Source organism: Gephyromycinifex aptenodytis, from assembly GCF_012277275.1.
Taxonomy (GTDB): domain Bacteria; phylum Actinomycetota; class Actinomycetes; order Actinomycetales; family Dermatophilaceae; genus Gephyromycinifex; species Gephyromycinifex aptenodytis.
Window position 1 is genome coordinate 745,579 of record NZ_CP051155.1, and the last position, 10,507, is coordinate 756,085.

Annotated in this window: 11 protein-coding genes; 5 read left to right on the top strand and 6 right to left on the bottom strand. The window is 67.6% G+C overall.

The genetic code is table 11. The annotated features are described in order from the left end of the window. Positions 1-79 precede the first annotated feature (79 nt). From G9V96_RS03150 to G9V96_RS03160, 3 genes are all read left to right on the top strand, one after another. Positions 80-1,861, top strand: coding sequence for an FUSC family protein (locus G9V96_RS03150; RefSeq protein WP_168581737.1), 1,782 nt, complete (start codon positions 80-82; stop codon positions 1,859-1,861). Between the two features lie 169 nt (positions 1,862-2,030). After that, positions 2,031-2,510 (top strand): acyl-CoA thioesterase, encoded by a 480-nt coding sequence (locus G9V96_RS03155; protein WP_168581738.1) that lies wholly within the window; start codon positions 2,031-2,033, stop codon positions 2,508-2,510. 88 nt (positions 2,511-2,598) lie between these two features. Further along, on the top strand, positions 2,599-3,240 hold the full coding sequence (locus G9V96_RS03160; protein WP_168581739.1) for a class I SAM-dependent methyltransferase: 642 nt from the start codon (positions 2,599-2,601) through the stop codon (positions 3,238-3,240). A gap of 21 nt (positions 3,241-3,261) precedes the next feature. Here G9V96_RS03160 and dapF read toward each other — a convergent pair whose 3' ends face one another. Both dapF and miaA read right to left on the bottom strand, forming a co-directional pair. Further along, positions 3,262-4,134, bottom strand: a complete 873-nt coding sequence (gene dapF, locus G9V96_RS03165; protein WP_226913422.1) for a diaminopimelate epimerase — start codon at positions 4,132-4,134, stop codon at positions 3,262-3,264. A 4-nt stretch (positions 4,135-4,138) separates the two neighbouring features. Then, positions 4,139-5,071 (bottom strand): tRNA (adenosine(37)-N6)-dimethylallyltransferase MiaA, encoded by a 933-nt coding sequence (gene miaA / locus G9V96_RS03170; protein WP_168581741.1) that lies wholly within the window; start codon positions 5,069-5,071, stop codon positions 4,139-4,141. A 158-nt stretch (positions 5,072-5,229) separates the two neighbouring features. Here miaA and G9V96_RS03175 point away from each other — a divergent pair, with 158 nt between their 5' ends. Continuing rightward, positions 5,230-5,427 (top strand): antitoxin, encoded by a 198-nt coding sequence (locus tag G9V96_RS03175; protein ID WP_168581742.1) that lies wholly within the window; start codon positions 5,230-5,232, stop codon positions 5,425-5,427. Positions 5,428-5,574: 147 nt separating this feature from the next. Here G9V96_RS03175 and miaB read toward each other — a convergent pair whose 3' ends face one another. From miaB to recA, 3 genes are all read right to left on the bottom strand, one after another. Next, the gene (gene miaB, locus G9V96_RS03180) at positions 5,575-7,107 is read right to left on the bottom strand and encodes a tRNA (N6-isopentenyl adenosine(37)-C2)-methylthiotransferase MiaB (protein ID WP_168581743.1); all 1,533 of its coding nucleotides are present in this window, start codon (positions 7,105-7,107) and stop codon (positions 5,575-5,577) included. 133 nt (positions 7,108-7,240) lie between these two features. Further along, on the bottom strand, positions 7,241-7,924 hold the full coding sequence (locus G9V96_RS03185; protein WP_168581744.1) for a regulatory protein RecX: 684 nt from the start codon (positions 7,922-7,924) through the stop codon (positions 7,241-7,243). Then, entirely contained in the window at positions 7,924-8,988 is a 1,065-nt protein-coding gene (gene recA, locus G9V96_RS03190; protein ID WP_168581745.1) for a recombinase RecA, read from the bottom strand. Before recA ends, G9V96_RS03185 begins: the two co-directional genes overlap by 1 nt. A 262-nt stretch (positions 8,989-9,250) precedes the next feature. Here recA and G9V96_RS03195 point away from each other — a divergent pair, with 262 nt between their 5' ends. Then, on the top strand, positions 9,251-10,189 hold the full coding sequence (locus tag G9V96_RS03195) for a universal stress protein (protein WP_168581746.1): 939 nt from the start codon (positions 9,251-9,253) through the stop codon (positions 10,187-10,189). A gap of 34 nt (positions 10,190-10,223) precedes the next feature. Here the strand turns inward: G9V96_RS03195 and G9V96_RS03200 are convergent, their stop codons facing one another. Then, a complete protein-coding gene (locus G9V96_RS03200; protein ID WP_168581747.1) occupies positions 10,224-10,460 on the bottom strand; it encodes a DUF3046 domain-containing protein in 237 nt (78 codons plus the stop codon). Between the last annotated feature and the right edge of the window lie 47 nt (positions 10,461-10,507).

A 10,507-nucleotide genomic window follows, 5' to 3' on the forward strand; every position in this document is an offset into this window, starting at 1 on the left:
GGCCGCCGCGCGGCCGTGGCACTATGAGGCGGTTCCGCTTCGTGCTGTTGGACCCCCGCCCGACCCCAAGGAACCCCTGGTGCTGATCTTCCTGTTCGCCCTCGCCCTCATTCCCTCGATGGCTCTGGCCACCGCGTTGGGCGCCGGGTCGGCTGCGATCGTCGGGGGGATGGTGGCTTTCTTCGCCCTGATCTCCTTCATGGCCGGCCCACTGCGTCGGGATCTGCGTCTGGCGTTGATGTTGGCACCGATCATGACCGCCGGAGCCGTCCTTCCGAGGCTCGTCGCCGAGGCCTCCCGCCCGGCGGGAATAGCGCTGGCCGTAGTCGTGGTGGGCGTCGCGGCGCTGCTGCCGCTCTGGGGACGCCACCTCACCAGCGCGGGGACCGGGCTGGGGATGAGCTCACTGTTCGCTTTCGGATTCGCACCCACCACCACAACCAGCATCGGGCAGCTACTCGTGGCTGCCATCAGCGGTTTCGTCACAGCCGTCTTGGTGCGCATCCTGCTGGGGCTGGCCGACCCCAGCAAACCCACTCGGGCAGCCACAGCAGCCTTGCTGGATGCGAAAGAACCAGCGGTCGGGGAGGCCTTCGACCTGTGGTTGGCCGACGGCCGTCCACACTGGATCGGTGAGGTGATGAGCGCCGCGACCCGGTTCCGACGTGCCGCCCACGCCGCCGGCCTTGCTGCCCACCGGGATGATGCCGCGACCCAGGAGGGCCTGAACCGACTTTCTGCACGAGCGCAAGAATTGGCCGGGTTGGTCAGGGCGAAAGATCCCGCCAAGGTACCTGCGGCGACGGCTGCAGACGTGGCGACGCCAGACTCGGACACACCTGCGTATCCGCCCGGTCTGGAGAACGCCGCACGCGCCCTGGACCTGGTCGAAGAGGCGGCCCGCAACCGAGATCGCACCCGGGTGCCACTGGAGAATTCGGAGCGCGCGGCCCTGCGCGAGGCGCTCCTGCGCCCGGCCCCGACGCTGGGTTCCATTCATGTTCGGCACGCCATCCGAACCGCTCTGGGCTTGCTGGTGATGCTCATCCTCACCAGCCACCTCGAGCACGGCGACCCGCTGATCCCCACGACCTTGATGACGACGTTCGGGATCCTGCAGGCCAGTTGGGCCGCCACCCTGGATAAGGCGCGGCCACGAATCATCGGGCTGCTGTTCGGCTCGCTAGGGGTGTGGCTGCTGCTTGTGATCGTCCCGCAGCCGCTGCTGACACCGATCTCGGCCGCCGCTCTGCTGCTGGGCCTGGGTTTCGTCACCTCCCGACCTGCCCTGGGCTATGCCTTCATGGTGCTCGTCAGCGTCGGCCTCAACTCTGCCACCCGCCATCTGGACCCCTACCCCCTGCTGGGCGAATACGCCGTTCTGATCGCACTGTCCGTGCTGGTGGGGGTAGTCGGTGGGTTCACCGTCATCCCATCGTTGCGCACGGCTCCGCTGGCCCAGCGAGTCGAAGAGGCGCGCGGCGCCGCTGTGCAGCTCCTGCACGCCCTGGCCGCGGGCCAGGTGCGAGGCAAAGCTCACATCTTGGGCCTGCAACGAGAGGCGTTGCATGCCCAGCTCGGGCTCGTCCCGGATCACGAATCCCTCACCGACGAACAGGCGGCCGACCTGGAGACGCTGCGGGTGGCGCTACGGGATCTGGGAGCCCTGGCCACCAGCGCCCACCTGAGTTCGCCGGTACTCACCCGCGCCGCGACCTGTTTAACCCGGGCCTCGGACGTCGCTGCACCAGCGTCAGCTCTGGAAGGCAAGGACGCCGAATCGCTGGACGCCCTGACATTGGTGAGTCTGGCCGAGGAGGCCCATGCCGCCCACGGACGACTACTGGCCGAACTCGGCTGAGATCGCCGCCGGCGCCGAACAAGCGGCCGCGCCCGCGCTTGCTCCGCCTCTTGGCATGCTGCATGCCCGGGTTGGCTTCCTTACCTGCAGGTGGGTCGTTTCGTGCCAGTCGGTGGTCCGCCGCGCCGACGGAACATGACCTGTGGTTTTCCTCCCTAGAATCATGGGCATGGATGCCCCCCTACCCATGCGTTTCCACTCCCGTAAGTGGGTCAAACCCGAGGACCTCAACGCCAACGGCACCTTGTTCGGGGGCAGCCTGCTGAGGTGGATCGATGAGGAGGCTGCGATCTACGCCATCCTGCAGCTGGGCAACGAACGGTGCGTCACCAAATACATGTCGGAGATCAACTTCGTCTCTTCGGCCTGGCAGGGCGATCTCATCGAGCTCGGACTGGCACCCACCCGTTTCGGACGGACATCGCTGACGCTGGAGTGCCGAGTGCGCAACATGGTCACCCGCAGCACGATCATCGAGATCGAGGAGATCGTCATGGTCGGTCTGGATGCCGAAGGTGCTCCGATGCCGCACGGCTACACCACGGTGACCTTCGAACGCGACCGTCTCCCGCAGCGTCACGCTCCTATCCCCCGGCCGCCGGTGAGCGTCCGCGACCTGCCGAGTCGCCCGCTGAATGACCTCGGCTGAGCCTGCCTGCGCTGCTGCGACCTCGAGCCACCCATCGGCGGGCGCCATGCCGGCGCCTCGTCACCGCCCCCACCTAAGGTGAAACTTGATGCCTGCAGACCAGCACCATCACTACTTCGACGCTGAGCCCGTCGGCCCGGAAGATCGGCGCGAGCTGCGCGTGGAGTTGGCCGGCCACGACGTCACCGTGGCTACAGCGGCCGGCATCTTCTGCCCCGACCGGCTCGACTTGGGCACCGCGGTCCTGCTGCGGAACGCACCGCAGCCGCCGCAGGCTGGGCATCTGTTGGATCTGGGCTGCGGGTGGGGTCCGGTCGCGTTGAGCATGGGCATGCTCGCTCCCCACGCGCACGTGTGGGGGGTCGACGTCAACCGCCGCGCGCTGGCGCTGCTCACCGAGAACGCGGCTGCTCTGGAGCTGCCGCGGGTCCGCGCTGCCGCGCCGGAGACGGTGCCTGCCGACATCACCTTCGAGACGATCTGGTCCAACCCCCCGATCCGGATCGGCAAAGCTGCCCTGCACGAATTGCTGCACGCTTGGTTACCGCGGCTCACCCCTGGCGGCACGGCCTACCTGGTGGTCCAGCGCAACCTCGGCGCGGACTCCCTACTTGCCTGGTTGGCCGGCACCTTCGAACCGCACTTCTCCACCGCTAAGCTCGCCTCGGCCAAGGGCTACCGGGTTCTGGCGGTCCATCATCACCGCAAGCTACCGCACGCGCCTGCCTGAGTTGTCTGCGAACGGGTGCGTTCAGCCTGCGGGAAGGTAGGCGATCCCGTCCGCGACCAGCGCCGCCGGCCCACTGAGCGCCACTTCTTGGCCTGCAAGCGCGCTCACCTGCAACGTGCCGCCCGGCACGTCGACCCGCCAACTCTCGTTCTCCGCCGGCGCTCCGCTCCACGTCATCAGCGCCAGCGCCGCCGCCGCTGCGCCGGTGCCACATGATCGGGTTTCTCCGACGCCGCGTTCGTGGACCCGCATCTGCAGGTGCCCCGGCCCCAGCGGCTGAACGATCTCGACGTTGCTGCCGTTGGCCGGCTGCGGGTTCAGCATCGGCGCCCGGCTCAGGTCGATGCCGTTGAGGTCAGCGCCCTCCGGCAGGACGACCACGGTGTGCGGGTTGCCCAGATCCAGCGACAGCGCCGGCAACGGATCGACACCCGGTAGCGCCACGAGGGTGTCGTAGCCCTGCTCGCGGGAACGCATCGCATCCACCAGGCGCCAGGGTCCGAGGTTGACGCTGTATAGGTCGTCCTGGATCCGCAGGTGCTTGACCCCGTCCCGGGTGGCGATGCAGAACTGTGCTTCATCGGCCCAGCCCTCGCGGCGCAGGTATGCCGCGAACACGCGAGTCCCATTGCCGCACATCTCGGCCCGGCTGCCGTCGGCGTTGCGGTAGTCCATGAACCACTCGGCCCGATCGGCCAGCGCCCGGACGTCATCCTCCTGCGCCGCCGCGGTGCGGACCACCCGGATCACGCCGTCGCCGCCGATCCCAGCGCGCCGGTCGGCGAGAAAACGCACCTGAGCGTCACTCAGCTCGAGCTCGCCGTCGGGGTCGGGAACGAGCACGAAGTCGTTCTCGGTTCCGTGGCCTTTGGTGAAACGCACCTGGGAAGTCACGGATTCAGTCTTCCATCCCGGCGCCGGATCGTGCGCGCTGCCACAGCGCGGCAACCTCATCTGCAAGGTCCTGTCGGCTCGCGTCCAACCAGTGGATGCGCGGGTCCGCGCGGAACCAACTCTCCTGCCGGCGCACCAGGCGGCGCGTCGCCTGCGTCGTGGCCTCGATCGCTTCCTGCTCGCTGATACGCCCGGCCAACTGCTCCAAGGCTTGGGCGTAACCGAGCGCGCGCGAAGCCGTCCGGGTCCCGGAGAGCCCCCTGGCTTCCAACTCTTCCACCTCGCTCAGCAGCCCTTGGGACCACATGTCGGCGGTGCGTACCGCGATCCGCCCATCCAGACTGGGTCGATTCAACCGCAGGCCCACCATGAGCGTCGGTTGTACGAACTCCCGGGTCGGCATTGTGGCGGAGAACGGACGCCCGGTCAGTTCGATCACTTCTAGTGCCCGCACGATCCGGCGCGTGTTGCGCGGCTCGATGGCGTTGGCTGCGCTCGGGTCCAAAGCCTGCAACCGAGCCAGCAACGCAGGTGTCCCCACGTGCTCCGCTTCTTCCATGAGCCGGGCCCGCAGCTGAGGATCGGTCGGCGGGATCTCGAGATGATCCAGCGCAGCGCGAACATACAGACCTGAACCGCCGGCCAGAATCGGCACGGCGCCACGACGAGAAATTGCCTCGATGTCCGCCCGGGCCGCTCCTTGGTAGGCGGCCACGCTGGCGTCCTGGGCGATGTCGAGCACGTCGATCTGGTGGTGCGGGATACCGCGCCGCTGCGTCAGCGCGACCTTGGCCGTGCCGATGTCCATACCGACGTACAACTGCGAGGCATCGGCGCCGATGATCTCGCCCCCGAGGCGTTCCGCCAGATCCAGCGCGAGCGCCGATTTACCCGTCGCTGTCGCGCCGACGACGGCGATGATCGGACGTGCCTGCATGAGAGGCATACTCCCAGAGATCGTCGTTCCGGAGGTCACCGCGATCCCACATCGTGGAAGCAGCCGGCCCCGAAGGGTTGGGGTGGGCGGCCTACCTGAGGCACAGTGAAGGTGTGGCTCCGCGCCACAACCATGCTTTACATATCAGGAGGACACTCATGGGCCACTTCGACGGTCTGAAGGACAAAGCCAGCGAGCTGAAGGAACAGCACGGCGACAAGATCGAGAGCGCCTCTGACCAGGCCATCCAGAAGGTCGGTGGCGCCGTGGACGAGCGCACCGGTGGCGAGCACGCAGACAAGATCAAGCAGGCCACCGACAAGGCCGACGAGTACGTGGGCGACAACTCCCAGTGATGCTGCGCAGGTGATCCCACAACGCCCCGGCCTGGTGCCGGGGCGTTGTCGTGTCAGCAGGGCGATATCCGTCCGGCCGCGGATCAGCAGTCGTGCAGCGGCGAGTTGTCGAGCAGGTTGCGGGCCGGTCCAAGCCACAGGCCCGGATCAGCAGGAGCCGCAGCCTCGCGCCGCAGCGACCGGGGTGGGCGGCGGACCCACCTGGGGCAGCCCGAGGCTGACTGCGGGACGGCCCGGAACCGGGTTGCCGGCAGTGGCCGCCCAGGCGTCTCCGCCAGCCGTGCGTCGCACGCTGAACGTGCCGCCCGCGAGGGCGGAATCGGCCACGAGGTGGTGCGGGGCGCCGTAACTGACGCGTACGTTCACCATGTCGCCAGGGCGCGGGCGCTGTTCATCGGGCAGGTCCGCTGGCAGCGCGAAGTGCACGAGCCTGTTGTCCTGCGCGCGGCCGGACATGCGGGCCGTCTCGCGGTCTTTGCGTCCCTCAGAGGGCGCCACGAGAACCTCGACGTCGACCCCCTCCAGTTTTCGATTCTCAGCCCAGGAGACTTCTTCCTGGACCGCGATCAGGCGGTCGAAGCGCTCCTGCACCACGGCCTTTTCGATCTGGTCTGGCATCGTCGCCGCCGGGGTACCCGGACGGATGGAGTATTGGAAGGTGAACGCGGAGGAAAAGCGCGAGGCCCGCACCACCCGCAGCGTTTCCTCGAAGTCTTCTTCGCTCTCCCCGGGGAAACCGACGATGATGTCGGTGGTGATCGCCGCCTGCGGGATCCGATCGCGCACCGAGTCCAGAATGCGCAGGAACTTGGCACTGCGGTAGGAACGCCGCATCGCTTTGAGGACCCGATCCGAACCGGATTGCAGGGGCATGTGCAGGCTCGGCATGACATTGGGTGTCTCGGCCATCGCCTCGATGACGTCGTCGGTGAAGGCTGCCGGGTGCGGGCTGGTGAATCGAACCCGTTCCAACCCCTCGATCTGCCCGCACGCTCGCAGCAGCTTGCCGAAGGCGAACCGATCCCCGAACTCCACCCCGTAGGAGTTGACGTTCTGCCCGAGCAGCGTCACCTCAACCACGCCCTGTTCCACCAGTGCCCGCACTTCGGCCAGGATGTCCTCCGGGCGCCGGTCTGCTTCCTTGCCGCGCAAACTCGGCACGATGCAGAAGGTGCAGGTGTTGTTGCACCCGACGCTGATCGAGACCCAGCCTGCGTAGGCCGAGTCACGTCGGGTCGGCAGGGTCGAGGGGAAGCGCTCCAGCGACTCCAGGATCTCGACCTCGGCTCGTTTGTTGTGCCGGGCACGGTCGAGCAAGACGGGAAGGCTGCCGATGTTGTGGGTGCCGAACACGACGTCCACCCACGGGGCTTTCTCGACGATGAGTTCGCGATCCTTCTGTGCCATGCAGCCCCCGACGGCGATCTGCATGTCCGGATTGCGCATCTTCGCCGGGCGAAGTTGGCCCAGGTTGCCGTAGAGCTTGTTGTCGGCGTTCTCGCGCACGGCGCAGGTGTTGAACACGACGACGTCTGCGACCTCGGGGCGCAACTGAGCAGGCAGGCTGGCCAAATCTGCGTAGCCGGCCGTCTCCAACAGGCCGCAGAGCCGCTCGGAGTCGTGCACATTCATCTGGCACCCGTGGGTGCGCACGTCGTAAGTGCGAATGGGGTTCGTCATAGCACCGCCCAGAGTACGTGCGCACACGGCGCGCTCCCGAATCGTCCGCGACAGCTGGCAGCCGCCGCCTCACCTGCTGCCTGGGCCCACCAGCTCTTCCTGGCGGGGTCCTGTCCTGGGCAGCGACACCCATTCAATCGCGGCGGTGTTCCGCACTGGCGTCCAGCGCCTCACGGATCACGGCATAACTCAGCCCCGGCGGGTAGCCCTTGCGGGCCAGCATCCCGGACAGTCGCCGTGTCTGGACCTCACGCGGCAGACCGGCCAACCGCTTGAGCCGTGTCGCCACCAGTTGCTCGGCGCGGGCACGCTCGTCTTCCTCGGCGATATCGGCCAGGGCAGCGTCGCGAACATGGCGCTCGACGCCCTTTTTCGTCAACTCGTGCGCAAGGGCCCGGCGTGAGAGTCCGCGCGTCAATTGCTGGGAGCGGACCAACACCTCGGCGAACGCCTCGTCATCGACCAGCCCTACCTCTGCGAACCGGTCCAGCACCGCAGCGGCGACGTCGTCCTGGCAGCCACGGGAGCGCAGCTTGTCTTCGAGTTGCTTCCGGCTCCGGGGTGCCATCGCGAGCTGCCGAAGCACGATCTGGCGAGCGACCGCCTGTGCATCCGCGTCGTCCGGTTGTACCGCCGGATCTACCGGGAAGCTTTCTTCCTCTTCGCGCAGCGCTGGTGCTTCCCGGGCCAGGGGCGGTTCAGGTGGAACCGGCGAGCCCGCGTCGTCAGGCGACGCCGCGGTGCTCGCGGCGGCTTGCGCCTGTGCGAGCACCCGGCGGGCCTGAGCCAGGCGGGCTTGAGTATCGCCGTTCGCCATCAGAACGAAACGGGCGCCTCAGCGGCCTGCGCGACCGGAACATCTTCTACAGGCTGAGCTCCAGCGCCGATCCCGAGCTTCTCAAGAATCTTGCGTTCGAGTTCGTCGGTCAGCTCCGGGTTGTCCTTCAAGAAGGTGCGGGCGTTCTCCTTGCCCTGCCCGAGTTGGTCGCCCTCGTAGGTGTACCAGGCGCCCGACTTACGAACGAAGCCCTGTTCTACTCCCATGTCGAGCAGTCCACCCTCGCGGGAGATGCCGTGTCCGTAGATGATGTCGAATTCGGCCTGCTTGAAAGGCGGGGAGACCTTGTTCTTGACGACCTTGCAGCGGGTGCGGTTCCCCACCGGCTCGGTGCCGTCCTTGAGCGTCTCGATACGTCGCACGTCCAGGCGCACCGAAGCGTAGAACTTCAATGCTTTACCGCCGGTGGTCGTCTCCGGGGATCCGAACATCACGCCGATCTTCTCGCGCAACTGGTTGATGAAGATCGCTGTGGTCCCGGTGCTGTTGAGGGCACCGGTGATCTTGCGTAGCGCCTGGGACATCAGCCGCGCCTGCAATCCCACGTGCGAGTCACCCATCTCGCCCTCGATCTCAGCGCGGGGCACCAACGCAGCCACCGAGTCGATCACGATGATGTCGATGGCCCCGGAACGGATCAGCATGTCGGCGATCTCCAGCGCCTGCTCACCGGTGTCCGGCTGGCTGACAAGCAGGGCGTCGGTGTCCACACCGAGCTTCTTGGCGTACTCAGGGTCCAAGGCGTGTTCGGCGTCGATGAAGGCGGCGATGCCACCCTCCTTCTGCGCGCTGGCCACCGCGTGCAAGGCCACCGTTGTCTTACCCGAGGACTCCGGGCCGTAGATCTCCACGATGCGACCCCGAGGCAGCCCGCCGATACCCAAGGCGACATCGAGCGCGATCGACCCGGTGGGGATCACCCCGATGGGCGGGCGGACATCGTCACCGAGGCGCATGACCGCCCCTTTGCCATAGCTCTTCTCGATCTGCGCCATCACGGTCTCAAGGGACTTGTCCCGTTGTGCGCTTGCTACGCCGGCCATGCCGACCACCTGCACTCTCGTCTCGTCTCGGGCGCGCCTACCTTCGACCCGCCGGGGAAACTCCTACGTCGGGTCAGACGCTAGAACGCCCATCCGACAAGCCTTCGAACCCACCGCAAAACTGTGAGCAGAAGGCCCGCCGCGGGCGAACCTGTGCACACCATACCGAACACCTGTTCGATTGCGGGCACCGACCGGCACGACACACCGACAGGACGTCCGGCCTCTGGCCAGCACGGCCAAACGGGGCGAGAATCAGCACATGGACGCCACCCAGCCTGCCGACCAGCCACCCACCAGCGCGCAGGTACCCCCAGGCGCGGTGGTCGTCGGTGTCGACGGTTCGGAGCCTGCGGAGGCGGCCCTGGCCTGGGCAATCGCTGAGGCCAAGCGCATCGAGGCGCCGCTGCACCTGGTGAGCGCCCGCGAGGTCTTCGCCGCCGCTACCCCGCTGGACGGCACGTTGGTCTGGTCAGAGGCGGCGATGGCCGAAGCCGGAGACGACACCGACCGGGTACTCGCGGCGGCTGTTGCCCAGGCACGCGCCGCCGACCCTGAGTTGGCGGTCTCCGCTTCCAGCCCCTGGGGTGGGGCCGCCCGAATCCTGGTGGAGGCCTCCGAGGTCGCACGCCTGATCGTGGTGGGGCATCGCGGGCGAGGCCGTCTGACCTCGGCGGTGCTGGGCACCGTCTCCATCCAGACCGCCTCGCACGCCCGCTGCCCGGTGGTGGTGCTGCGCCCCGGACAGGCGCCCCATCCGGCGCAGGCCCCTGGGGTCGTTGTCGGCGTCGACGGCTCGCGCGACTCGGTGCGTGCCGCGCGTTTCGCTTTCGAGGCGGCTGCCCCCGACGGCAAGATCACCGTGATTCACGCGTGGTGGTTGGAAGTCATCGACGGTGTCGTGGTCACCACACCCGAGTCCCCGGAGTGGGCCGCAGTCACCGAACGGCACCGGGCGCGGGCCGAGAAAGCCATCGCCGGGCTGCGGGAACAATATCCGCACGTTGAGGTCGAGGTGCGCATCGAGCGTGCGGCTGCCACTGAGGCCCTGCTCAGCGCCGCTGAGAACGCCGATCTGCTCGTCGTGGGTTCGCGTGGTCGCGGAGGATTCGCCGGGCTGCTGTTGGGTTCGGTCAGTCAGCACATGCTGGTGCAGTCGCCCTGCCCCGTGGCGGTGGTGGCCCGAATCGAAGAGGGCTGAGCCGGCTCGCCTGAGCAGCAGCGCCCGGCCGCACTCAGATCACATCAAGGTTGTTCTTCAGCGGTAGGTCGCGCCCGAAACGTCTCGACTCCGGCACGCTCATGTGCTCACACACCGCCTCCCACACCCGTTTTGCCGGGGTGCCCGCCTCAAGCGCCTGCTCAGCGGTAGCCCCGCCGAGTGGGGTCAAGGTCTGTGATCGGGCGAGCACGCGAGCGTAGTCCTCGCCGAACTCATCGGTCATGTAGCGCCAGAACTCGCTTTCCTTCACGCCCGGCAGTCAAACACGCCGGAGCAGACGCGCCCACCGGGGGCGCG

What these genes read in the sequence shown, in the direction of transcription:
- G9V96_RS03155 (WP_168581738.1), top strand. Translation starts at nt 2,031, where the DNA reads ATGGATGCCCCCCTACCCATGCGTTTCCACTCCCGTAAGTGGGTCAAA.
- G9V96_RS03160 (WP_168581739.1), top strand. Translation starts at nt 2,599, where the DNA reads ATGCCTGCAGACCAGCACCATCACTACTTCGACGCTGAGCCCGTCGGC.
- miaA (WP_168581741.1), bottom strand. Translation starts at nt 5,071, where the DNA reads ATGCAGGCACGTCCGATCATCGCCGTCGTCGGCGCGACAGCGACGGGT.
- G9V96_RS03175 (WP_168581742.1), top strand. Translation starts at nt 5,230, where the DNA reads ATGGGCCACTTCGACGGTCTGAAGGACAAAGCCAGCGAGCTGAAGGAA.
- miaB (WP_168581743.1), bottom strand. Translation starts at nt 7,107, where the DNA reads ATGACGAACCCCATTCGCACTTACGACGTGCGCACCCACGGGTGCCAG.
- G9V96_RS03185 (WP_168581744.1), bottom strand. Translation starts at nt 7,924, where the DNA reads ATGGCGAACGGCGATACTCAAGCCCGCCTGGCTCAGGCCCGCCGGGTG.
- recA (WP_168581745.1), bottom strand. Translation starts at nt 8,988, where the DNA reads ATGGCCGGCGTAGCAAGCGCACAACGGGACAAGTCCCTTGAGACCGTG.
- G9V96_RS03195 (WP_168581746.1), top strand. Translation starts at nt 9,251, where the DNA reads ATGGACGCCACCCAGCCTGCCGACCAGCCACCCACCAGCGCGCAGGTA.